The organism is Coleofasciculaceae cyanobacterium (assembly GCA_036703275.1).
GTDB lineage: Bacteria > Cyanobacteriota > Cyanobacteriia > Cyanobacteriales > Xenococcaceae > Waterburya.
On sequence record DATNPK010000089.1, the window covers coordinates 253,658 to 279,569 of the forward strand.

A 25,912-nucleotide genomic window follows, 5' to 3' on the forward strand; every position below is an offset into this window, starting at 1 on the left:
TTTTATCCTGCGAGAAATCCTTTCGTTAGTCTAGTTGGGATCATAAAATAATAACAATTATTGGTTATTTAGATGCTAAATCAAATATTGATCGCCGTTTTTGACCATTAATCTAACTAACCTTACAAAAAATACCTAAATAAAGAATGATAGACGGATCGGAATCTCTTGCCACTTTTATTCTTTTAGCTGCTGTTGTCGCCATTTTGGTCTGGGGATACAATAGAGCTAAGACCTATGGCAGACTGGGAATTTTAGCTTGGCTGCAATCAATTGTTCTGATGAGTCCTTGGCTCTTGTTTTTTGGCTTGTTCGCTTTAGGCATATATCTTAATTTAGTCGGCATACTGTTTTTATTGTTAGTTTCAATTGCCGTTTATATCTGGCTAGGCAAACAACTTAGAGCAGCGGGACAAGAAGCTCTATTACAGCAAAAAGCAGCGGAAAGAATCAAACAACAAGCAGAAATAGAACAGGTATCACCTGCACCAAATTCTAATGAACTTGAGCAAAAAGCAGTAATAGAAGTATCACCCATTCCCGACGAAGATTTGACCGCATTGAAGGCAATTTTTGGCATAGATACCTTTTTTGCGACGGAAACTATTCCCTATCAAGATGGTGCGATCTTTAAAGGTAACCTTCGCAGTGAACCAGATATCGCCTATTCTAAAATGAGTCAAAAGTTAGATCGAGCTTTTGATGATAAATATCGCCTGTTTCTGGTAGAAAGCCCTGAAGAAAGACCTGTAGTCGTTATTTTGCCTAAAACTAACGATCCTCAGACTACTACCCTGGCACAGAAAAACTTAGCCCTAGTCTTATTAATTGGCACGATTTTAACTAGCTTAGAGGCAGCCAGTTTATTGCAGGGGTTTGACCTTTTCAATGATTTTAGTCGCTATGGCGAAGTTATTCCTCTTAGTTTGGGGTTGTGGTCTGTATTAATTGCTCACGAAATTGGCCATCGAGTTATTGCTAACCGTTACCATATTCGCCTAAGTATTCCCTTCTTTTTACCTAGCTGGCAAATCGGCTCTTTCGGTGCAATTACTCGTTTTGAGTCTTTGTTGCCCAACCGTACAGCTTTATTTGATATTTCTTTTGCTGGTCCTGCCGTAGCAGGAGTTGTTTCGTTATTGCTGTTGGTTTCTGGTTTAACCCTGTCCCATCCTGGCAGTATGTTTCAGTTACCCACAGAATTTTTTCGCGCCTCGATCTTGGTTGGAACTTTAGCGAAAGTAATTCTTGGTTCAGCTTTGGAGAAGGCAGTGGTCGATATTCATCCGTTGGTAATAATTGGCTGGCTGGGTTTGGTGATCACTGCTTTAAATCTTTTGCCCGCTGGAAAGTTAGACGGAGGCAGAATCGTTCACGCCATTTATGGACGTAAAACTGCTAGACGCGCTACCTTGGCAACTCTGATTATTTTGGGAATCGTTTCCTTGTTTAATCCTGCTAACCCGATACCTTTATATTGGTCAGTATTGATTTTGTTTTTACAGCGAGATTTAGAACGCCCAGTCCAAAATGAATTAACTGAACCAGACGATAGTAGAGCAGCCTGGGCTTTGTTGGCGTTGTTTTTAATGCTGGCAACTTTAATTCCACTTAGTGCTGGTTTAGCTGGTCGGATTGGCTTAGGCGCTTAGTTTTAGATAGTAGAAAAGTAAGCTGCAACTCGAAGTTATTATATAAACACTAAAAAACGACCATGACTTTAAATATCATGAATCGCATCTTGGTTATTATTTTACTGTGAATCAGTCGATTGGGGGAGAGGATGGGCTAGATTTAAAGAAACCTCCTTGGATTCTTAAACTTTTAAAGACGTAATATAAAATCAACTAGCCTTTAAATATTCCTCTCCTATGTCTTTTGGCAAACTTTATTAGACTTCCCAATGAAATAGTTTGTAGAGTTGAATTTGATGACAAAGTGTTCCAAAAAGTTCTAACTAAATGTTTTATATATTACCGCACAATAACTAAAATTAATAGTGATACTTTGGCAACAAGCCTAACTGGCTCAGATTACGAATCTTCTTGATGCTATTCGGTCGCTACATACGCCATAATAACCAATAGTAATTCGCCTATTTTTTGCTCAATCTATATAATAAGCTATTGTGTAGATTCATAGCGGGAGGTACTTGCTATAATCTGCCTTGGGAAGAAGCTTGGTGTACTTCTTTGTACCTGTAATTAATCTAGCACTTTAAAAAGTGTCAAACAAGTTTGTTTCACCAATGTTTACAGTATTCAATAAACTGAAACATTACCTTTATTTTAATCTATCTTTTCTGCTCAAAACCAATCTTATGCCTTCTGCTGTTGTAATTAATTCTGCTACTTCAAACAATACAAAACCGCTACTAATTTTAGTGGATGGTCATTCTTTAGCCTTTCGTGCCTACTATGCTTTTAATAATTCTCGACGGGAACCTTTAATTACTTCTACAGGTATTCCCACTAGTATTTGCTTCGGATTTATCAATTCTTTATTACAGGTATTAGAAACAGAATCCCCACAGTTTATGGCGATCGCTTTTGATTTAGGGGAGCTAACTTTTCGCCATGAAGCTGATGACAACTATAAGAGCAATCGCGTCGATACTCCCGAAGACTTTATTCCTGATATCCACAACTTAAAAAAGTTACTCCAGGCATTTAATCTGGCTATTGTTACTCAGCCAGGATATGAAGCCGATGATATTTTAGGAACAATTGCCACCAAAGCTAGTGCAGCAGGTTATCGAGTCAAAATTGTCACGGGCGATCGCGATTTATTTCAACTAGTAGACGATGCAAGAGGAATCAGCGTTTTATATCTGCACAATCAAGTTTTTAGAAAAACAGCTCAAAGCTATACCGAGTTTGATCGCGCTGGCGTAATTGAGAAGATGGGAGTTACTCCCGAACAAATAGTGGATTTCAAAGCTCTGTGTGGTGATAAATCCGACTGTATTCCAGGAGTGAAAGGAATTGGCGAAAAAACGGCAATTAAGCTTTTAGAAGAGTATCCTACTTTAGCAGAAGTTTATGACAATCTAGAACAAATCAAAGGAGCAACTAAACAGAAATTAGCCACAGGTAAAGAAGATGCATTGCACTCACAATTTTTAGCACAGATTGAAATTAATTCTCCCCTGGAAATCGATTTAAACAACTGTAAATTGGTTGGGTTTGAGCCAGATAATGTATTACCACTGCTCCAAGAATTAGAGCTAAACAAAGCAATTAGCAATCTAAATAAACTTCAGGTAAGACTTGGAGGCGAAGCTGAAATTAAAGTGATTGATGTTGTCCCTACAGGAACAAATGAGCGCAATGGTCAACTTTCTTTATTTGCTGATAGTGTTCGCGCCGATTTAGAACCAGAAGAACTCGTGGATCTATTCAAACCCCAATTAAATACGCAAATTATTGATACCGAAGCTAAGTTAAAACAGTTAGTCAAAACATTAAAAAAACATACCGATTCCGAAAAACCCGTAGCTTGGGATACCGAGACTACTTCGTTAGAAACTCATCTGGCTGAATTGGTGGGTATTGGCTGTTGTTGGGGCGATCGCAATACCGATATTGCCTATATTCCCCTGGCTCATACAGCAGGAACACAGTTAGACCAAAAATTGGTTTTAGCTACCCTTCAACCAATATTAGAGAGCGATCGATATCCTACGGCGCTACAAAATGCTAAGTTCGATCGCTTAGTGTTACATCACCAGGGTATTAATCTGGCGGGAGTGGTGTTTGATACCATGCTGGCAAGCTATGTGCTTAATCCTGAAATGACCCATAATTTGGGAGATTTATCCAAACGCTATGGGTTAGAAATTGCTGCCAAAAGCTATAAAGATCTGGGTGTACCCAAAGGTAAGACGATCGCCGATTTAGACATTGCGGTGGTGGCAGATTATTGTGGACTAGATGTTTACGCAACCTATTATTTAGTGGGTAAGTTAAAAGCCAAGTTAGTTGAGTTTCCCAAGCTGGCAAAACTATTATTAGAAGTAGAGCAACCTTTAGAACCCGTATTAGCGACGATGGAAAATACGGGCATCAGTTTAGATACCGCATATCTGCATCAATTTTCTCAACAGCTAGATCGAGATCTGCAAAAGCTAGAACAATCGACTTATGCAGCAGCGGGAGAAGAATTCAATTTAAGTTCACCCAAGCAACTGAGCGTAATCTTGTTTGAGAAACTGGGATTAGATCGCAAAAAGTCTCGTAAAACTAAGACAGGCTATTCCACCAATCAACAGGTACTAGAAAAGCTGCGGGGTGATCATCCTGTGATTGACAATATGCTAGAACATCGTACTCTAGCCAAACTAAAATCAACTTATGTTGATGCTTTACCCGCCCTAGTGCGAAAGTCGACAGGAAGATTACATACCGACTTTAATCAAACAGTGGTTGCAACAGGAAGACTATCTTCTTCTAACCCTAACCTGCAAAATATTCCGATTCGGACAGAGTTTTCCCGTCAGATACGCCAGGCATTTATCCCTCAAGCAGGTTGGCTATTAGTAGCAGCAGACTATTCCCAAATTGAACTGAGAATTCTCGCACACCTAAGTCAAGAGCCAGTGTTAATCGATGCCTACCGTAATAACAGAGATGTTCATCGCGTGACGGCTCGATTATTGTTTGACAAAGAAGACATCACTTCAGAAGAAAGACGCTTAGGTAAGATTATTAACTTCGGTGTAATCTATGGCATGGGAGCGCAAAGATTCTCACGGGAATCTGGTTTTCAAGTAGATATTGGCAAACAGTTTATCGAAAAATACCGTCAACAATACGCTAAGGTATTTGAGTATTTAGAAGGAGTAAAAAAACAGGCGATCGCTTACGGTTATGTTAATACGATTCTAGGTAGAAGAAGATACATCAATCTGATTAGCGAAAGCCTCAAACAGCTACGTGGCAGCAACCCTGAAACCATAGATTTAGCCAGCTTAAAGTATAGCTATACCGATGCCCAGATCCTAAGAGCCGCAGCTAATTCTCCCATCCAGGGTTCGAGTGCTGACATCATTAAAATTGCGATGATTAAACTACAGAATATTCTGCAAGACTATCAGGCTAAACTACTGCTGCAAGTACACGATGAGCTAGTGCTAGAAGTACCTCCACACGAGTGGTTAGAATTACAGCCCATCATTAAGTCAACTATGGAAGATGCCGTGGAGCTTAGCATTCCTTTAGCAGTGGATATTAATGCAGGGAAAAATTGGATGGAGGCGAAATAGGATCTCAAAATTGAGAACTTCAAATAGTAAAGTCAGTCCTAAAAAGCCTGAAGGAGCTTATGAGTAAAATCATTTGTAGGACTGACAATAATCAGAATATAGAAAGGTTGTGGCGTTCGTGTGACAAAGCAATGAATTTTTGATGACAGTTATTTAATGACGTAGTGTAGAAAATTAACAGTTAGGTGAGAACTCAAATTAGACCGTTATTTACCAGTAATAATGATATAGATTGAGAAGTTTACGGGAAGTATAAAAATAGATACCGCTCAAATGCTGCCTACGCTTATCAATCATTTACTTATATAAATCACTAGAATGCGTCAATTTTTAAAACAAACTTTTGCTAGTACTATTGGTAGCATGATCGGCTTGTTTCTTTTTATTAGCCTAGGTGCTAGCGGATTAATCTTGATATTATTAACCGCAATTTCTGATGATGAAGATACTCAAGGGATTAAAGATAAGTCAGTGTTAGTTTTTGATTTATCAACCCAGATCAAAGACTTTAAACCTTCAGCTAATCTAGCTCAGGCTTTCTCTGGCAAAGAGCAAGAAGTTATCACCTTACGTCGAGTTTTGCAGTCCATCGATCGAGCAACCAAAGACGATCGCATTGTAGCTTTATTTTTAGACGGTAGAAAAGGTGATAGCCCCAACGATTATGCCACTATGGAAGAAGTTAGAACTGCGTTAGAGAAGTTTCAGGCTGCGGGAAAGAAAATTATTACCTACGACGTAACTTTGAGTGAGAGTAAATATTATCTGTCTTCCTTAGCCGATGAGGTGATTGTTAATCCCATGGGCATGATGGAGTTAAACGGTTTAAGTTCCAAGCAAATGTTTTTGAAAGGCGCGTTAGAAAAATATGGCGTAGGAATTCAGGTAATTCGAGTTGGCGACTATAAATCCGCCGTAGAACCCTATATTCGTAACGATCTTAGTCCAGCTAATCGGGAACAAACTAAAGCCTTGTTAATCGATCTTTGGAGTAAGTTTGTCGATACCGTAGCCGACAGTCGAGAGTTAAATACCGATAAGCTGCAAAAGCTAGCTAATGCTAAGGGATATCTTGAACCACAAGAGGCTAAAAAAGCAGGTTTGATCGATCGGGTTGGTTATTACGACAACGTAGCTAGCAAACTAAGACAATTAACAGGAGAAACTGAAACTACAGAAAGCTTCAGACAGGTCGATCTAGGAACTTATGCCGATCGCACTATTCCCACCACCGAAGTTGCAGACACCGCCGCGCAAAAGATTGCCTTGCTCTACGCAGAAGGCACAATTGTTGAGGGAAAAGGCGGTATTGAAACTATAGGTAGCGATCGCTTTACTGAAGAATTTCAGCAACTAAGACAAGATGATAGCGTTAAGGCGATCGTTTTGCGAGTCAACAGTCCTGGCGGTAGCGCAACAGCTTCAGAAGCCATTTTGCGCGAAATATTGCTCACTAAAAAAGAAAAGCCCGTTATTGTTTCCATGGGGAATACGGCTGCTTCTGGCGGTTATTGGATTGCTGCTGGTGCAGATCGTATCTTTGCCGAAGAGAACACCGTCACTGGTTCGATTGGTGTTTTTGGCTTACTGTCTAATATTCAAGAGATTGCCAATGAACATGGCGTTACCTGGGATGTCGTTAAAACAGGAGAATTTGCTGATATTGATTCTAATATACGTCCCAAAACTGAAGCAGAGTTGGCTATCTATCAAAAGTCAGTTAACAAAACCTATGATTTATTCGTGAAAAAAGTAGCTCGCTATCGCAATCTTCCTGAAGCGAAAGTTAAAGAAATTGCCCAAGGAAGAGTTTGGTCGGGCAAAGAAGCAATTAAAATTGGTTTAGTCGATCGCATTGGCGGTTTATCAAGTGCGATCGCCTACGCAGCCGAAAAAGCTGAATTAGGCAACAGTTGGCAACTAGAAGAATATCCCCAGTCGAATCGCTTTGAAAACGAGCTGATGCAACGCTTATTTAGCGTTAAAGCGTTGGAATCACCAGCAGAAATCGATCTAGTTACCGCTGAATTATTAAAAATAAGACAGGAATTATCTTTGCTAAATACATTTAACGACCCCAGCGGAGTTTATGCTCGTCTACCGTTCAATTTTGAAATTGACTGATATATAGCCGTACAAAATGAGATTAGGACACAAAACGGACATCACGAGCTTTTGAGGAAACCTCAAAAGACGTGTCCTCAACTATTGGTTCGTAAGTAGTAAGTAGCAATTCAATAAAATTGTCCTAACTTTTATACGTAGTAATAAGAGACTTGGTAGTACCACGTCTAGGCTAAAGTACTGGGCTGTTTCAGGGGGCCAAAACTAATTTTCAATACCCAACAAATTAATCTAGACGCACTACTACAATTTAATTTGAGTTCTCCAGCTAATGCATGAAAATTGGTATTAGCTGTAATTTCCCAGCAAAATAGGTTATCAAGATATATGTTCGGCTCAAAAATAAAAGGATGCAACTATTAGAACGGGTTCGGTTAGGTTTAGCTGTAGGGGTGGCAAAAACAATTACAGGAGTAGTGCGATCGCTTCGTTTAGGTGCTGCTTCGGTTTTACCAGGAGAAATAGCTCGTCGTCTCCATCCTCATCTTTTACCGCTGTTGTTTGAGCAGGTAAGCCTGGGGGTAATTTTGGTAGTGGGGACAAACGGTAAAACCACTACCTCTTTATTGCTCAAGCAGATTTTGAGCGACTGCGGTTTTAAAGTGGTTCATAATTCTAGCGGTGCTAACTTAATTAACGGCTTAATTACTGCTTTGCTCAGTAGTGCAGATATTACTGGTCGAATTTTTGCCGATTATGCCATTCTCGAAGTTGATGAAAACATCTTGCCTCTAGTATTAAAAGACTGTCAGCCAAAATATATTCTGGCGTTAAATTTATTTCGCGATCAGTTAGATCGATATGGTGAGGTAGACACGATCGCTCAACGCTGGGTTAAAGCAGTCGCGCCTTTACCAGAAGACACAACCATTGTTTTGAATGCAGACGATCCGACCCTTTCTAGTTTGGGACAGCAACTGAGTCAAAAAGTCCTGTATTTTGGACTAAATGAACCCGAACTATATCTTGATGAGATTCCTCATGCGGTTGATTCAATCTATTGTCCTCGCTGTGGACATCTTTTGAATTACCAGGGGGTTTATTTATCCCATTTGGGTGATTACTACTGTCCCAGCTGTGATTTTGCCAAAAGTAAAGTTCCATTAAATAGCCGAGAACATCCCCAAATTTTAATCGGAGTATACAACAAGTATAATACTCTAGCAGCCAGCGTATTAACTCAAGCAATTGGCATTAAAACCGCAGATATCTTTAAGACGATTAAAAACTTTAAAGCTGCCTTTGGTCGTGCGGAAGAACTAGAAATTGACCAAAAGCAAGTCCGTATTATGTTATCCAAAAATCCTGTAGGGATGAATGAAACTATTCGAGCCGTTAACAATATTAAGAAGACAGGTAAATCTTCTGTTACTCTTTTGGTTTTAAACGATCGCATTCCTGATGGTACAGATGTTTCTTGGATTTGGGATGTAGATACAGAGGAGTTGGTGAAGCTGGGGGGAACTTTAATTGTCAGTGGCGATCGCGTTTACGACATGGCATTAAGACTCATCTATAGCTCTGAATCAATCGATATGGCTCAAACTAATTTTGAACTGGTAGTCAAAGAACAGCTCTCAGAAGCGATCGCTACCGCCTTGAGCTACACCAAACCAACAGAAACGTTACATATTATCCCTACCTATTCTGCCATGTTAGAGGTTAGAGAAATTTTAGTAGGACGTAAGATTCTTTGATTGCTCATTCTATTGCTGCAAGAGATCTAGTTTTCCCTCGACTATTTAGTTAGGGTTAGTTAGGGACTCATCTTCAGCACATAATTCCCTTTGCCAGCTTCGTCATAAGTGTTGACAATAATGTTATAAACGCCGTCTTCTGGAAGAGTAACCTGAATGCGAGAATTGCTATTTTCTTGACTAATATCGTCATTCTCTTTGATAGTATTACCATTAGCGTCAACTAATGCCACAAAAGCATCAAATTCATCGCTTTCTAAATAGATTGTCCAAGAATCACCTGCCTTACCTTCTAAAGGATAAAAATCATACAAACTGCCATCATCAGCGATAATGCGATCGCCTTCTTCTAATGTACCTCGCTCGACTCTTTCTTCTAAGAAGGAATTAGAGTTAGTCGCAACCTGCTGGGAATCTTGAGCTATCTGTGCTTGATTATAACTATCTGCTATGGACTCATTTGCTTCAGTTTCTTCTGTCGATGCTTCTAACTGTGACTCACTCGACTCTGACTCAGATTCTGATGGTGGTTGTTCCTCGCCATTATCGTCTGCTAATTGTGCTGATTCCTCGTCTATCTCAGACTCAGCTTGAGCAATGTCTAAAGAATTTTCTGGCTCTGACTGACTGGCTTGTTCTTCACTGCTTACAGAAGGTGTAGGAGGGACTTGTAGTTGGGGTGGCTCAGGTAATTCTCCAACAGCAATGTCCGCAGCTTCTGCTGGAGTCGCGGGCGTTGCTTCAGGAGTAGGAGTAGGTTCAGGAGTAGGTTCAGGCTCAGGTTTAGTTGCTGTATCGGGTAAATCCGCAATCTCGCTGTCAGTTGTTACTGTAGCGTCTGGTTTTGCTTCAGCAATATCAGCGATCGCTGAATCCGAATAGGCGATCGCACATACCTTAGCGTATCTAGGATCGGGCTTGCAGACAACTCCCGTATTCTCAGCCTCTGGACTCAAAAGACTATTTCGACGACGGCGATCTGGGAATAAGTCATCTACCACTAATCCCATCACTATCCCTACCGCAGTTGTTCTACCGTAGCTAAAGTATTGAATGTTGTTAGCAGTGGCAAAATTTTCTAGCTCAGATGTAGCACCAGCAGCAGTTTGCTGGGAAATTACTAAAGCAGGTAAAGGCGGTTGCTTTTGCAGAATGGCGATCGCTTCATTGAGTGCCTTGCGTCCTTTATTAGTTCTAATTGGCTTTTCTCCAGGTAATCTGAGCCAAATGCCATCATAGTATTGTTTTTGTGCTTCGAGCCACTGAGCATAACCTTGAGGATTGGTTCTAACCCGATTAATTTCTGATAATATTTTAGGCTCTAAAGCACTTGGAGCTGTATTGATATTAACAGCCTGTTTGCTATCTGACTGATTTGTAGAGACTTGAGCAATTGAGCTAGATGATTGAATCGCCAAAGCCAAATAAACCGTGAGACTAAAGATCCAGAGTTGCCAACCAGGAAAATAAACTTGAATCATCTTAGTTTTACGCATTGTATAACCTCTCTCTCACGATTAAGCAAAAGCCTATTCCTTTCTACGACAAGCCTATGTTAGCTCAAGTTTAATCAGCATCAAGTATTTAACAGTGGGTAAGTAGCCAGACGCTTACAACATCAGTAAAGTTCCTTAGATCGTGATTTGTTTGAAAAAGGCAGTATTGAAGTTTTTAATTGCCAGAATGAGTCTCGAGTTTAGGGTAAAAATCGATTCAAAGCGTCTTTTAATTCTTTTATTTCTGCTTCTAAATTACCGCGATCTGCTGCACGAACTATACACTCTTCAAGATGATCTTCCAAAATAATTTTAGCTACGCTAGTGATTGCTCCTTTTACTGCTGCAATTTGATTGAGAACCTCTGGACAAGGACGATGTTCACTTACCATGGTCTTAATGCCACGAACATGACCTTCAATACGAGATAAACGATTAATAATTTGTCTTAAAGATTCTTCATCATGAACATGAGGCGAAATATTGGAGGTATTAATCAAAGAACTTCTAGAAGAGTCTACTTTTTTAATCATGCGATTATCTATAATCTCTAAACAGTAAAAGAGCGGAATTTTGGTTAACGCAAGGGTCGAGCAATACAAAATTAAATGGTTTAGAGAGCAACAAGCGATCGCTATATTCTGAATTTAGTATTGAACCTCAGAACAGAACTCACCAAATTTATTATGAATAAATTAGATTTTTTTAGCCACAATTGAACAAATTGATGGGACACCAAGGTTAAGCAATTATTTTTATATTGTAGATAAACCTCAAGCAAAAAAGAGCGATGCAATGATGTTTTAAAGATTGCTCCTTATTCATCGTCGCAACGCCCATAATAAATTCTAAGATTGGCTAATCTGTGACTAGCTCGAGGTTAAAGTTGACCAAAGATGCTAGTTCTAAAGATCATTTTCCTGGTTTGGCGAACCATCTAAACCTGTTGCCAGATCTCTTGCTGTTTTATCATCCAAAATCATGTTCTCATCATCACTCAAATTTTTATAGGAGCGACGAAGATCGGTTTCAGAATTGTTATTGAGATCTTCCGCCAGACGATAGGATTCAAAATCATCACCATAACCATATACCGCATTACTTCGCATTCCAGAATCTAGCTCGGTACGACCATTCATCGGTTCTTCTAAAATATTAAACCCAGTCCCTGCAGGAATTAGACGACCGATAATGACGTTTTCCTTAAGACCTCTAAGCCAGTCCGACTTGCCTTCAATTGCTGCCTCTGTCAAAACTCTAGTAGTTTCTTGGAAAGAAGCTGCTGAAATAAAGCTATCAGTATTAAGGGAAGCTTTAGTGATACCTAATAAGACGGGCGTATATTGCGCTGGTGCGCCACCAGTAATCGACATAGCTTCGTTTACCTGCTCAATCTGACGTAGTTCCAGCAGTTCGCCTGGCAGAATAATTGTATCTCCTCCATCATCGATTCTGACTTTGGCAGTCATTTGTTTAACGATGACTTCGATGTGTTTGTCTGAAATATCAATACCCTGACTTTGATATACCGACTGTACTTGGCGTACTAGGAATAACTGTGCTTTCTGTAAACCAATCAAAGAAGCTTCATAGCACCCTTTTTCTGGTAAATGATAGTTGAAGTAAGTTTCCAAAATTTCATGAGGATTTGCCGGTCCATCAGTTAATGGTTCTCCCGCTTCGACAATTTGACCATCACTAACGATCGCATTTTGCCCTGGTTTGATGGGATAGTCGCTGACTACGCCATCATCTTCAATAATTTTGATATCTACGGTTTCATTTTCTTCATAGACTACCTGACAAACTCCAGAGTTACGGCTGAGAATACAGCCTTCTTTTGGTTTACGAGCTTCGAGCAATTCTTCAATACGAGGCAGACCTTGAATAATATCCCCAGTTTTTGAACGTTCAAAAACCAGTAGCACTAGATTATCGCCACGCTGTACTAAATCACCGTGGTCAATATGAAGTATCGCACCTTGAGATACTCGGTAGGGGCGAGTATGACGCAAGACTACAGTAGTTTTACCTGCTTGCTCGCTCATTTCTACCACTTGACCCGAATTTTCTAGCCTTACTCCATCAGCAAGTTGAGTATTAGAAACCAGTAAGTCGCCTTTTTTGTATCTACATTCGCTTTGAGGAATATTTAATTCATAAGTAACTACATCGCTATCTCTAACAATCAGGATTCGGCGAATTGCTTCAGCTCCTTCTTTGATACCTTGAACTTCTCCCGCAGATTTACAGAGAATCTCGGTGCGGGCAATAGTTGCGCCTTTGGGGATCTCCTCCCCATCGTGTACTAATACTCTAGTTTGAATTTCGCCACTATGAGGATCTACATCAGTATCTCTTCTTAAAACCAAAGATTCTAAAATTACCATCTGGAGTCTTTGAGTATCCGAGTTGTCTTCATCAGGCTGTAGCTCAATATCAGCGCTGAGGTTGGCGATTAGATCATGTTCTTCTGTTGTATCAATTTCTAGGACTAATTGAGTACTTAATAGTGACAGGCTATTAACCGATTTAACTCGCTCTCCGTCTTTGTAGAAGATTCTTTGAACTGAACGTAATTCAATCTGACGACCATCATCTTGATTGATCGATGCCTGAGAGGGAATCGAAGGTTGGTCTGCTACCTCAAATTCTTTGACAGGTCGCAAAATTAAAGCTGTTCCTTCGGTTGTCTCAATTACTTCGCCGTACCTTAACTCTTGAGCTACAACTCCTGGCAACACTTCTGTACCTGGCTGAATCAGTTGTTCATGCCATTCATTTTTCGGGTCGTCTATCTGGTGAATTTCTCCTGGTTTAATGATAATTTCCCGTAAGATGTCATTCTTTTGGACAACCTCAGCAATCCCTGAAGATTGACAGAAAATATCTTTAACGACTTCTGTCCCAGCTTCAACATATTCACCATCTTCCACGATTAAAAGTGAAATATCTTTGTTGACCTCATGACTTTCTTCAGGAATCCAGAGTAAAGTACCACCTTGTTCTACTTCATAACCCTGTTTACGGTTACCTTTACCGACTGTGATCCCACCATATTTGATGATTCCACCAGTTTCGGTACGATAAAAATCGTCAATAAGCTCGGCAACAACCTGCTTGTTTTGCACCTTAGTGCCAGGAGCAGCCTTAAGCAAGAATTTGCGATCGTCAGCAGTATAAATAATGTACTGCTCGCGACCACCATCACTTTCAATTTTGACCTTTGCCTGATCCAAAGATACAGAGGCAGTGACAATTTCAATTTCACGACTATCAGGAATCATTCTGACTACACCACCATTAGCAGCAGTCAGTCTGGTTTGAGCCAAAATATCTCCTGGTTTGACTTTATCGCCATTTTTTACACTTGCTTCGGCTCCAGGAAGTAGATTATACACTTCCCCTGATAAAACCCAAAGTAACCCAGGTCTTTGAGCTATACGAGTAGTATTACCCTGACGGTCTTTTTTGTCTTCAGGAACGAGATCGGCAAAGACAATTTCTCCTGCTAAGTCTGAAGTTACGTCTTTGGCTGCTTTCTCGGTCGATTTTTGTACCTTGGCTTTAGCAACTTCCACGAGTAGCTGACCTTTTTTGACTTCTTCCCCATCTTCGACATAGATCAAAGAGCCAGCGGTTAGGGCAGTGTTAACTGCTTTACCTTTGTGGGGAACTAATCTAATGTCACCGATGGTTTCTACCTGATTTCTTTCGTCACCATGACGGGTACGGATTTGACGAGTGCTTAAACCCTTGCCAAATTCAACTTGACCATCGGCTTTGGCACGAATTTGACGCGCAACTTCTCCTGTAAATACACCGCCAGTATGGAAGGTACGCATGGTCAACTGAGTACCAGGTTCTCCAATGGATTGAGCCGCAATAATTCCTACCGCTTCTCCCATATCTACCATGTGTCCGTGGGCCAAACTCCAGCCATAACAGTGTTGGCATACAGAACGAGCTGCTTCACAGGTTAGAGGCGAGCGTACCATCACTTCTTCAACGCGATCGCCAATCTCTTGAGCTAACTCCTGATCCATATGTTGGTTACGAGTTGCAACTACCTCTCCTGTTTTATCGTCTACTGCATCTCTGGCAAGTACTCTACCTAAGAGACGATCTGAAAGATGAATTAAAGTGCGATCGCCATCTTTCATGGCTCGAAGACTAATTCCCCTCTCTGTACCGCAGTCTACCTCGCGTACAATTACGTCTTGGGAAACATCTACTAAGCGACGAGTTAAATAACCAGAGTCAGCGGTTCGTAATGCTGTATCAACCAAGCCTTTACGCGCACCATAAGAAGAAATAATATATTCAGTTACGGTTAGCCCCTCGCGGAAGTTGGTTTTAATTGGTAAATCAATAATTTCCCCTTGAGGATCGGCCATCAAGCCTCGCATTCCCACCAGCTGACGTACTTGAGAGAGATTCCCCCTCGCACCACTAAACGCCATCATATAAACAGAGTTGAGCGGATCCGTAGCGCGGAAATTAGTTACTACCTCGTCTTTAAGATTCTCTGAGGTACTGTTCCAGGTATCAATTACCTTTTGGAAACGTTCTACTTCAGTAATTTCACCACGAGCATAACGTTCTTCCGTCTCTCTAATTTCCACTTCGGCTGCTTCGAGCAGTTCAGCTTTGATTGGCGGTACCTTTAAATCGTCTACGCTAATCGAAACTCCCGCTATTGTGGCATAACGAAAACCCAATTCTTTTAAGGAATCGGCTACGGTAGCGCTATGGGCCGAACCATATTCCGTAAACGCCAGCGCCATCAGCTTTTTTAGACGACCTTTATCAACGATGTGATTATAAAATTTCATTTTGGCTTTTCCAGTTTATAGCTACTAAAACTTTTTGATTCGAGACTAGCATTTTGCCTACACTGCCGCAGTTAGAGCTTCTTGCACAGTTTTGTTGTAAATAATGCGACCGATAGTGGTATTTATATACTGAGAAATTTGCTCTCCTTCAGCAGATTTTCTAACAAATCTGTGGCGGTAATACTCGATTTTGCTACCGTCTGCTAGGTTTTCTGATTCCACAACTTCAGTATCGGGCTCTTCGGTTACCACTTCACCTTCATAACGTAACCAGACATTAGCATGAAGATCTATTTGTCCCTGTTCATAAGCCTTAATTGCATCATCTAAATTACCGAAGCGCCGACCTTTTCCTTTAACTGCCTTGGGATCTTCAGCAGTTAAGTAATAACAGCCCAACACCATATCTTGAGATGGGGCAACAATTGGTCTTCCTGTTGCAGGAGACAGAATATTATGACAAGCCAACATCAACAATCTGGCTTCAGCCTGAGCTTCCAAAGATAAAGGGACGTGAACCGCCATTTGATCTCCGTCAAAATCGGCGTTAAATGCAGGACAAACCAAAGGATGGAGTTGAATTGCTCTTCCTTCTACCAAAATTGGCTCAAACGCCTGAATACCTAAACGATGTAGGGTAGGAGCGCGGTTAAGCATTACAGGATGACCTGCGATTACTTCTTTTAAGACCTCATAAACGCTAGGATCGTTACGTTGAATCAGTTTTTTAGCTGCTTTGATATTGTTGACCATCCCGCTATTGATCAGGCGATGGATTACAAAAGGCTGAAACAGTTCAATCGCCATTTCTCTGGGCAAGCCACACTGATAAATTTTCAGTTTAGGACCTACCACGATTACCGAACGTCCAGAATAATCAACCCTTTTACCCAATAAGTTTTGACGGAAGCGTCCTTGTTTACCTTCAATAATGTCGGATAGAGATTTGAGAGGACGATTGTTTGCGCCCACTACCGTACGACCGCGACGACCATTATCAATTAGAGCGTCCACCGCTTCTTGCAACATCCGCTTTTCGTTACGTACAATAATTTCGGGAGCGAGAATTTCTTGCAGTCTAGCTAAACGATTATTACGGTTAATTACTCGACGATAAAGATCGTTAAGGTCAGAAGTAGCAAACCGCCCACCATCTAGCTGCACCATCGGACGCAGATCTGGAGGAATTACGGGAATGGCATTGAGTACCATCCATTCTGGGCGAGAACCCGTAGCCACGAAGTTATCAATTACCCGCAAACGCTTGATCAGCTTGGCTCTTTTTTGTCCTTTAGAATCGTTAATTTGCTCTCGCAATTTTTCTGCTTCTTCTTCTAAAGCAACTTCTTCTAAAAGTCTTTGAACTGCTTCAGCACCAATACCAACCTCGACCCCTACTAATTCAGATTCTTCACTGTAAAGCTGGTCTTCAATTTCAATCCATTGATCTTCCGTCAGTAGTTGTTTAGCTGATAAATTTCCGGCATTACCAGGATCGAGTACCACGTAGGAATTAAAGTAAACTACCTGCTCCACATCTCGTAGAGGCATATCCAAGAGAATACTTAGGTAACTGGGAATACCTTTGAGATACCAAACGTGAGTTACGGGAGCGGCAAGCTTAATGTAGCCCATACGATGCCGACGTACCCGCGATTCGGTTACTTCAACACCACAACGTTCACAAACAATACCGCGATGGCGCACTCGCTTATACTTACCACAGTGACATTCCCAATCTTTGGCGGGACCAAAAATGCGTTCACAAAATAACCCATCCATTTCTGGTTTGAGGGTACGATAGTTAATAGTTTCAGGCTTGGTAACCTCTCCAACTAATTGTCCATTGGGTAAAGTTCTTTCTCCCCACTGACGAATTCTTTCAGGAGAGGCTATACCGATTTTGACGTAATCGAATCTCTGTTCTATTTGGTTTCTCATTAATAATTGAAGATTAGGTATTAGGGATGGCGGTGCAACCCCGCGTCCTTGCCAAAGACTTGTCAGCGGGTGCACCAGAAAGCGAACTGTTGAGGACTGAAAAAATGAAGACTCAATTAGCCTATATTGTCTCTATCCCCAAATTGCTAAATCTTAAAAAGAACTAAACAGCTTTACACTTCTTCAGTTGTTTCCTCTCGTTGTAAAGAGTCGTAAGTCGGTCGATTAGGAGTGCGGCGAGGAGTATCTGCCATTAAATCTACTTCTACATCCCGGCTACTTCCATCTTCTACTGATTCTAGTTTGTGTACTGCTATGTCTAAACCTAGAGACTGTAGCTCTCGCATCAATACTTTAAATGATTCTGGTGTACCGGGACGAGGAATTGGCTTACCTTTGACAATTGAATTGAGAGCTTCATTACGTCCCTGCATGTCATCAGACTTGACTGTCAGCAGTTCTTGCAAAGTATAAGCTGCACCATAGGCTTCCAATGCCCATACCTCCATTTCGCCAAAGCGCTGTCCACCCTGTTGTGCTTTACCACCCAAGGGCTGCTGAGTAACCAAGGAATAAGGTCCTGTAGAACGAGCATGAATCTTGTCATCTACGAGGTGAACCAGCTTGAGCATATAGGCTTTCCCTACTGTTACGGGACGGTCAAACGCCTCGCCTGTACGACCGTCAAACACTTGAATTTTTCCTGGGTTATTTTCATCGTATACCCAAGACTTTCCTGGTTTACGAGCAGCATCCTGAATTTTGCCATGAACAGTTTCTCTAGACGCTTCTTTGCCGTACATTTCATCGAAGGGCATCATTTTAAAGCGTGTCGCTAAGTTTTCTCCAGCCCAGCCTAAGAGACACTCAAACACTTGTCCCACGTTCATCCGCGAAGGAACACCTAAAGGGTTCAAAGCAATATCAATGGGAGTACCATCAGGTAGATAGGGCATATCTTCAATGGGCAAGATTCGAGAGATAATTCCTTTATTACCGTGACGACCAGCCATTTTATCTCCTACTTGAATCTTACGTTTTTGAGCCACGTAGATTCGTACCACCATGTTGGCACCAGGCGGTAATTCATCACCTTGCTCTCTAGTGAAGACACGAACATCAACAACCCGACCTTTCTCTCCGTTAGGAACTCTTAAGGAGTTATCTCGTACGTCTCTAGCTTTCTCGCCAAAGATGGCTCTAAGCAGCTTTTCTTCAGGAGGCTGATCGGATTCGCCTTTAGGTGTTACCTTACCTACCAGAATTTCTCCTGCTTCTACCCAAGCACCTATATGAATGATGCCTCGTTCGTCTAAATTACGCAGAGCATCTTCACCGACATTAGGAATTTCACGGGTAATTTCTTCTGGTCCTAGTTTGGTTTGTCTGGCTTCAATTTCAAATTTTTCGACGTGAATACTAGTGTAAACATCGTCATAAACTAAACGCTCGCTGATCAGAATTGCATCTTCGTAGTTGTAGCCTTCCCATGGCATATAGGCTATCAAAACGTTTTGCCCTAATGCTAATTCTCCCCCTTCTGTGGATGAACCGTCTGCAAGCACTTGACCTGGAACAACGTCTTCTCCTGCATAGACGAGAGGGCGTTGGTTTAAACAAGTATCTTGATTAGAACGTTGGTATTTTTGTAGTTTATACGTAATCTGTTGTCCTGGCTCTGGTGCATACATCCCATTGTTGCCTTCTTCTACTCTGACTCGAACAACTTCGGCATCGACGTAAGTTACAATCCCGTGGGTACGAGAAACAACCACCATTCCTGAGTCACGGGCTGCTTGGGCTTCTAGCCCAGTTCCTACCAAGGGTCGCTCAGGACGCAATAGAGGTACAGCCTGACGCTGCATATTAGAACCCATTAAAGCACGGTTAGCATCATCATGTTCGAGGAAGGGAATTAAACTAGTCGCTACAGAAACAATCTGTACAGGAGAAATAGCTACATAATCGACCTCATCTGGATCGCAGGTAGAAAATTCCTGGCGATATCTAATCGCAATGGTTTCGCCCAGAATATAACCATCGTCATTGGTTGCTACATCTCCTGGCGCAACTCTCATGTCATCTTCTTCATCAGCAGTAAGATAAACGACATCTTCATTTCGCAATACGCGACCGTCTTCTACTCGATAATAAGGAGTGGCAATAAAGCCATAGGGATTGACTCGCGCATAGGTTGCTAGAGAACCAATCAAACCAGCGTTAGGTCCTTCGGGAGTTTCTACAGGACAAATACGACCATACTGGGTAGGGTGAATATCCCGAACCGCAAAACCAGCTCTTTCTCGAGTAAGACCACCAGGTCCCAAAGCTGAGAGACGGCGTTTGTGGGTCAATTCTGCCAAAGGATTAGTTTGATCCATGAACTGAGATAGCTGAGACGAACCAAAAAATTCTTTGATCGCTGCCACTAAAGGTTTGGGGTTGACCAGTGCTGCTGGTGTTAAGCTGTTAGCTTCACTTACCGTCATCCGTTCACGAATTATTCTTTCTAAACGATTTAAACCTACTCGAACTTGGTTCTGTAATAGCTCGCCTACAGAACGAACACGACGATTGCCTAAATGGTCGATATCATCGGTGCTACCTCCATCAAACTCTAGGTTAATTAAATAAGCAACCGCTGCCAAAATATCAGTAGTAGTCAGTACTCTAGTGGTATCGGGAACAGTGAGACGTAACTTTTTATTAATTTTATAACGACCGACTCGACCTAAGTCATAGCGTTTAGAATCGAAGAAGCGAGACTCCAGCAATTGCTGTCCACCACTTACTGTGGGAGGTTCGCCAGGACGTAATTTGCGATATAGCTCTAGTAAAGCTTCTTCTTCGCTTGGATTACCTTCTTTGTCTAAAGTTTTTTGGTAGAAGTCGGGATGGCGAATCCCATCCATAATTTCGTTATCACTCAAGCCAATTGCTTTGAGCAAGACCTGAGCTGAGAGTTTACGGGTTTTATCAATTCTGACCCAAACTAAACCGTTTTTGTCGGTTTCAAACTTCAGCCACGCGCCACGGTTAGGAATTAAGGAAGCAGAATAAGTACGGCGACCATTTTTATCGGTTTCTGCCTTGTAATATACACCTGGAGAGCGTACGATCTGGTTGACAATTACCCGTTCTGCACCGTTAATAATGAAAGTTCCGCGATCGGTCATCAAGGGAAGATCTCCCACAAAAACCTCCATTTCTTTAATTTCGCCACTTTCTTTGTCGATTAGACGGGTAGGAACGTATACCTGAACGTTATAAGTACTGTCGCGGCGTTTTGCCTCTTCCATTGAGTACTTAGGTTCTTTAAGCCGATAGTTCTCGCCCATAAAATGCAGCTCAAACTTACCTGTATAGTCGGTGATGGGAGAAAAACTGTTGAGTTCTTCAATCAACCCTTCTTCGAGAAACCAACGGAAGCTGGAGCGTTGAATTTCAATTAAGTCTGGTAGCAAATTGTAAGTAAGATTAGTCATGAAGATGATAGCTTTTGTACTTAATGTTTTAGTTTTTCGGCTCGAAAATAAACAAGAAACTAGGGTTAAGAAAAACTTGGTTGATTATTTACTTTTTAATTTAATGTCAAATAAACGACAGGCATTAGCCGTAGTCTGAGCGGCAATTGTTTCAAGAGATGTCAGACGCAGTTGAGCAAGCTGTTTGGCTATTTGCAGCACATAAGAGGGCTCGTTTGTTTTGCCTCTATGGGGCACAGGAGCCAGAAAAGGACAGTCGGTTTCGATTAATAGGCGATCGCTGGGAACTGTTTTAGCTGCTGCTTGAACCTGCTTGGCATTTTTAAAGGTGACAATTCCACTGTAGCTAATGTAAAAACCCAGATCTAAAAACCATTTGGTTTCTACTTCATTGCCTCCCCAACAGTGCATTACTCCCTTGACTGAACCTTCGCGCTGACAAAAATCAGTTAGTACTTCTTTCAACTGTGCCGCTGCATCCCGACAGTGAATAATCACTGGTTTATCGAGTTCTTTAGCTATTTTTAATTGTTCTTGTAAGGCTAAAATTTGTTCTGCTTGATTATCGGCTTTATAAAAGTCTAACCCTGTTTCCCCAATAGCTACTACCCGAATATCCGAAGCGGCTAAAGCCTTAATCTCTTTAGCAGTAATATCTTGCCATTTGCCAACGTCCAAAGGATGCAAACCAACTGCAAACGACAATTCAGGGAAACGATCCGCAATGGATTGTATTCCCTGAAATTCCTTCGGTTCTACACAAGAATGTATTAAATGAACTACACCTGCTTCCTGCCAACGTTGCTTTAACGAGCTTAAATTCCCTTGAAAAACATCAAAGTTGATGTGAACATGGGTATCTATTAACTGCATCTATACTTGGTATATTGCTGATTATTTTAATTGTTATTTATCTTGGTAGAGTTAATCTAACAACCAAGACAAATTTAAGTTCGATTGGGGTGGTTTAACCCACCAATTGTCTATTTAAGCAGCCGTTGCCTTTTGCAAAACTCTAGCTATGCGAGATTTTTTCCTCGCTCCATTGTTTTTGTGAAGAACTTTACGCTTAACTGCTTTGTCAATTTTGCTATAGGCTGCCGACATAGTCTGCTTTATAGTTTCCATATTTTCAGGAGTAGGTTCGGCTGTATAAGTTTCTACTGCACCAAAATAATTTTTAGTCAAAGTTCTGAGTGCAGACTTATATGCTTTATTGCGCAAGCGATTGCGCTCTGCTGTTTTGATACGTTTGATTGCCGATTTAGAGTTAGCCACAGTTTTTAAACAGAAGTATTTGCTTTATTTGTCTTGTAAGTAATTCTGGAAATAAATATAGAATTGGATTTTACAGTATAGCAACTATTGAGCATCAGTGTCAAGGAAATAAAAATACTTAGTTGGGCAGAACTTATCAAAAAGGTTGACCTAACCAAGATAGGCTTACCAAGACAAATAGATTCACGTTAAGCTAGAAATGTAGTGATTTTCTTACTGTAAAGATTTATATAATAAATTGAAAATCAGAGATTAATCTGTAGTGTTGCGGTGTAACCCGACAAATTTTACTAAGTTGGCGGGATGTGCAGCAAAACAAAACGGTGAAGCCTGATGGGCGGAGCGTAACAGTTAGATGTGGATTCAATGTGGTTTATTAAAAAGCTGCACTGAAATAATCTCTTTAACCATGTAAGCACTAACTTATATTGTAATGGTTATCGACCTTAAGCAAGCTTTAGCTGTATGTAGTTCTTTCTCTGATTAATAGTAAAATCTCACTTTTGTGTAATTGCTCAAATGGATATGGGGATCTCGATGCTGCGAATAATTGATCGGCAAACTGAGGCACAAACAGAATTAAAGCGTATCGGCGATCGCAACAATGGTGATGACATTCAGCCTCAAGAAAATGTCGTTAGAGAAATTGTTGCCAACGTTAAAAAAAATGGCGATCGCGCTTTACTAGAATACACTGAAAAGTTTGATCGACAGATTTACACTGCCGACCAATTGCGAGTCAGAGGTTCAGAATTAGATGCTGCTTATCAGCAGGTATCTAAAGATTTACTCCGTGCTATCCAGGTAGCCTGTCAAAAAATAGAGGCTTTTCATCGTCAGCGAGTCCCCAAATCTTGGGTGCAGTTTGAAGAAGATGATGTGGTGTTAGGAAAACGCTATACTCCCATAGATCGAGCAGGGCTTTATGTCCCTGGTGGACGAGCATCTTATCCCAGCACGGTATTAATGAATGCTATCCCAGCTAAAGTAGCCAAAGTTCCACGAATTGTGATGGTTACGCCACCTGGTCAACACGGCAAAATTAATCCTGCGGTATTGGTCGCAGCACAAGAAGCTGGAGTTGAAGAAATTTATCGGGTCGGGGGCGCGCAAGCGGTAAGCGCTTTAGCTTATGGAACCGAAACCATCCCCAAGGTAGACGTAATTACGGGACCTGGCAATATCTACGTTACTTTGGCTAAAAAAATGGTTTACGGCACAGTTGGCATTGATTCTTTAGCAGGACCTTCAGAAGTATTAATTATTGCTGATGAACAGGCTAATCCAGTTTATGTTGCTGCCGATTTATTAGCTCAAGCAGAACATGACCCCATGGCAGCAGCCATCTTATTAACCACTAGTAACGATCTAGCCCAACAGGTACAGCAAGAAGTTACCAGACAGCTAGCCAATCATCCACGCAAAATTCTAACTGAAAAAGCGATCGCTAATTACGGTCTAATAGTAGTAGTAGATTCTTTAGAAGAAGCAGCTGAACTATCTAATTTATTTGCACCAGAACATCTTGAATTAGAGATAGTAGAACCCTGGGACTTAATTGAGAAAATTCGTCATGCAGGAGCAATTTTTCTGGGTAACTCTACCCCAGAAGCAACTGGAGATTATTTGGCAGGACCAAATCATACGCTACCTACTTCAGGAGCAGCTCGTTATGCTTCAGCATTGGGAGTAGAAACCTTTATGAAGCATTCAAGCTTAATTCAGTATTCTCCTGTAGCCCTCAAGAAAATGTCTAGTACCATTCAAATTTTGGCTCAGGCAGAAGGATTACCTTCCCATGGTGATTCGGTAAAATTTAGAACTGAGTAAATAACCTACAACAGATGAGGATTCTCTCTTTGCTCGGCAGGTCAAGATTGGTAATTTACTTTGGATGTAGGCTAACTCGGTTGAATAGCATCTATCAGGCAAATTTACCATCAATATCTTTAATAAAAGTTAAGTTACGCCCGAATCCGATCATTATTGTTATTAGCCGAAATAAATCTGTTATAATTCAAAATCGATAAGCTCGTGGAGAGGTGGCTGAGCGGTTGAAAGCGGCTCCCTGCTAAGGAGTTATGGGGTGTAAACTTCATCGGGGGTTCGAATCCCCCCCTCTCCGTACTAATAAAAAATGTTTTCTTAAGCTTTTTTCTCAGAACTGTGCGGAATATTTCTAATTTTTCGAGTACAATTCCAATCTATTAAACTGGATTGGAATAAAGCCGCAACTTTGAATATGAAGCGTTTGAATTTGTTATTTTCCCCAAGCGATCGCCCCAAGAGCAATGAATACCGCTCTAACTCAAATCTGATGCTGGCTCTAATGTCTTTAAGTGTCGGCGTATTACTCACTTCTTGCCAGGGAGGAGATTCGGCTGGCAACGGTCTTAAACTGGGTATTTTAGCTCCAACTACGGGAGATCTTTCTTCTATTGGACAAAACTGGCCCGCAGCCGTTCAGCTCAGCGTAGACACAATTAATGAATGTGGTGGAGTCAATGAAGCTCAAGTTAGTTTAATTGCAGAAGACGATCAAACAGATCCTAGTGCTGGTAGTAGTGCTATGACCAAACTCGCTGAAGTAGACAGGGTAGCAGGAGTTGTAGGATCATTTGCCAGCAGCGTTTCTGGTGCAGCAGTTGATGTGGCAGTTCGCAATAAGGTAATGATGGTGTCTCCTGGTAGCACTAGCCCCGTATTTACCGAGCGGGCGAAAAATGGCGAATTTGATGGTTATTGGGCGCGCACTGCTCCACCAGATACATACCAATCTGAAGCACTAGCAGCACTAGCAAAAAAACAGGGCTTTAAAAATGTTTCTACTGTTGCCATTAACAATGATTATGGTGTGGGATTTGAGAAACAGTTCATTGATGCCTTTAAAAAAACAGGAGGCAATATTATGGGCAAAGCAGTACGTTACGACCCTAAAGCAGCGACTTTAGATAGCGAAGCGAAAGCAGCTTTTGAGAGTAAACCTGATGCTGTAGCAGCCGTTTTATATGCCGAGACTGGCAGTGTATTGCTAAAATCTGCTTTTGAACAAGGATTGGCCGATGGAGTGACTGTCTTGCTAACGGACGGGGTTTACTCCGATGATTTTGTGCAACAGGTAGGCAAAACGGCTGACGGCAAATCAATTATCGCTGGAGCATTAGGGACTGTACCAGGGGCTGACGGCAAGGCTTTAAAACAGTTTACGGCGTTGTGGAATGAAAAAACGGGCAAAGAGTTGACTGCTTATGTTCCTCACAACTGGGATGCAGCAGTTCTGATGATGTTGGCAGCCGAAGCAAGTGACGCTAATACAGGAGAAGGAATAAAAAGCAAAATATTAGAGGTGGCAAACGCTCCAGGGACAGAAGTTACCGATGCTTGCAAGGCAATGGAACTTGTCCGCAATGGGGAAGATATTAATTTTCAGGGAGCCAGCGGGAATGTTGATATTGACAAGAATGGCGACGTGGTAGGCAGTTATGATGTTTGGCAAGTAGCAGAGGATGGAACTTTGAGCATAATTGACAAGCTTAACCCTGGTGGTAGTAATTAATCTCGCTTAGTGATGACGGTTTTAATTTACTTAAATCATTTAAAGCTATAGTCAACAAAGCAAAAGATTCTCGCTCTTGCAAACTAACCCTAAATCGAACTAAGCTAAATGAAGATAAGGGAAAAGATATATCAGATATATCATTACGCTCTGTATTTTTTGTGCATCTCTAATAAATAGCCCTAATCTAAAATTATTGCTGTTCTACGTAAATTCGTTCACAGAAGCACATTCTTT

The 25,912-nt window shown here is 41.3% G+C and carries 11 protein-coding genes, 1 tRNA gene and 1 pseudogene; 7 read left to right on the forward strand and 6 right to left on the reverse strand.

From position 1 onward, the window contains the following. Positions 1 to 146 precede the first annotated feature (146 nt). The 4 genes from V6C71_17785 (at position 147) to V6C71_17800 (ending at position 9,084) form a co-directional block, all read left to right on the forward strand. Positions 147 to 1,652, forward strand: coding sequence for a site-2 protease family protein (locus tag V6C71_17785; GenBank protein ID HEY9770315.1), 1,506 nt, complete (start codon positions 147 to 149; stop codon positions 1,650 to 1,652). 668 nt (positions 1,653 to 2,320) lie between these two features. Then, positions 2,321 to 5,263, forward strand: coding sequence for a DNA polymerase I (gene polA / locus V6C71_17790; GenBank protein HEY9770316.1), 2,943 nt, complete (start codon positions 2,321 to 2,323; stop codon positions 5,261 to 5,263). A gap of 318 nt (positions 5,264 to 5,581) precedes the next feature. Beyond that, the gene (gene sppA / locus V6C71_17795) at positions 5,582 to 7,387 is read left to right on the forward strand and encodes a signal peptide peptidase SppA (GenBank protein HEY9770317.1); all 1,806 of its coding nucleotides are present in this window, start codon (positions 5,582 to 5,584) and stop codon (positions 7,385 to 7,387) included. A gap of 350 nt (positions 7,388 to 7,737) precedes the next feature. Continuing rightward, the gene (locus V6C71_17800) at positions 7,738 to 9,084 is read left to right on the forward strand and encodes a Mur ligase family protein (protein HEY9770318.1); all 1,347 of its coding nucleotides are present in this window, start codon (positions 7,738 to 7,740) and stop codon (positions 9,082 to 9,084) included. A gap of 59 nt (positions 9,085 to 9,143) precedes the next feature. On the opposite strand, the gene V6C71_17805 is transcribed toward V6C71_17800, so the two are convergent. The 6 genes and pseudogenes from V6C71_17805 to rpsT form a co-directional block, all read right to left on the reverse strand. Continuing rightward, entirely contained in the window at positions 9,144 to 10,580 is a 1,437-nt protein-coding gene (locus tag V6C71_17805; GenBank protein HEY9770319.1) for a PPC domain-containing protein, read from the reverse strand. A 200-nt stretch (positions 10,581 to 10,780) separates the two neighbouring features. Further along, the gene (locus V6C71_17810; GenBank protein ID HEY9770320.1) at positions 10,781 to 11,113 is read right to left on the reverse strand and encodes a metal-sensitive transcriptional regulator; all 333 of its coding nucleotides are present in this window, start codon (positions 11,111 to 11,113) and stop codon (positions 10,781 to 10,783) included. A 372-nt stretch (positions 11,114 to 11,485) separates the two neighbouring features. Continuing rightward, a pseudogene (locus tag V6C71_17815) lies at positions 11,486 to 17,356 on the reverse strand (DNA-directed RNA polymerase subunit beta'). Positions 17,357 to 17,529: 173 nt separating this feature from the next. Then, positions 17,530 to 20,841: a DNA-directed RNA polymerase subunit beta gene (rpoB, locus tag V6C71_17820; GenBank protein HEY9770321.1), complete on the reverse strand. Its 3,312-nt coding sequence runs from the start codon at positions 20,839 to 20,841 to the stop codon at positions 17,530 to 17,532. Between the two features lie 84 nt (positions 20,842 to 20,925). Next, positions 20,926 to 21,714 carry a TatD family hydrolase gene (locus V6C71_17825; GenBank protein HEY9770322.1) on the reverse strand — a complete coding sequence of 263 codons (789 nt, stop codon included), beginning with the start codon at positions 21,712 to 21,714 and terminating at the stop codon, positions 20,926 to 20,928. 114 nt (positions 21,715 to 21,828) lie between these two features. Further along, entirely contained in the window at positions 21,829 to 22,119 is a 291-nt protein-coding gene (rpsT, locus tag V6C71_17830) for a 30S ribosomal protein S20 (protein HEY9770323.1), read from the reverse strand. Positions 22,120 to 22,656: 537 nt separating this feature from the next. On the opposite strand from rpsT, the gene hisD reads away from it, so the two are divergent. The 3 genes from hisD (at position 22,657) to V6C71_17845 (ending at position 25,675) form a co-directional block, all read left to right on the forward strand. Next, complete coding sequence (gene hisD, locus V6C71_17835) at positions 22,657 to 23,949, forward strand: histidinol dehydrogenase (protein HEY9770324.1); 1,293 nt, start codon at positions 22,657 to 22,659, stop codon at positions 23,947 to 23,949. Positions 23,950 to 24,155: 206 nt separating this feature from the next. After that, positions 24,156 to 24,244 (forward strand) — tRNA-Ser (locus tag V6C71_17840). 117 nt (positions 24,245 to 24,361) lie between these two features. After that, positions 24,362 to 25,675, forward strand: a complete 1,314-nt coding sequence (locus V6C71_17845; GenBank protein ID HEY9770325.1) for an ABC transporter substrate-binding protein — start codon at positions 24,362 to 24,364, stop codon at positions 25,673 to 25,675. Positions 25,676 to 25,912: the final 237 nt, after the last annotated feature.

Coding starts and splice junctions, on each gene's coding strand:
- V6C71_17785 (HEY9770315.1), top strand. CDS start 147: ATGATAGACGGATCGGAATCTCTTGCCACTTTTATTCTTTTAGCTGCT.
- polA (HEY9770316.1), top strand. CDS start 2,321: ATGCCTTCTGCTGTTGTAATTAATTCTGCTACTTCAAACAATACAAAA.
- sppA (HEY9770317.1), top strand. CDS start 5,582: ATGCGTCAATTTTTAAAACAAACTTTTGCTAGTACTATTGGTAGCATG.
- V6C71_17800 (HEY9770318.1), top strand. CDS start 7,738: ATGCAACTATTAGAACGGGTTCGGTTAGGTTTAGCTGTAGGGGTGGCA.
- V6C71_17805 (HEY9770319.1), bottom strand. CDS start 10,580: ATGCGTAAAACTAAGATGATTCAAGTTTATTTTCCTGGTTGGCAACTC.
- V6C71_17810 (HEY9770320.1), bottom strand. CDS start 11,113: ATGATTAAAAAAGTAGACTCTTCTAGAAGTTCTTTGATTAATACCTCC.
- rpoB (HEY9770321.1), bottom strand. CDS start 20,841: ATGACTAATCTTACTTACAATTTGCTACCAGACTTAATTGAAATTCAA.
- V6C71_17825 (HEY9770322.1), bottom strand. CDS start 21,714: ATGCAGTTAATAGATACCCATGTTCACATCAACTTTGATGTTTTTCAA.
- hisD (HEY9770324.1), top strand. CDS start 22,657: ATGCTGCGAATAATTGATCGGCAAACTGAGGCACAAACAGAATTAAAG.
- V6C71_17845 (HEY9770325.1), top strand. CDS start 24,362: ATGAAGCGTTTGAATTTGTTATTTTCCCCAAGCGATCGCCCCAAGAGC.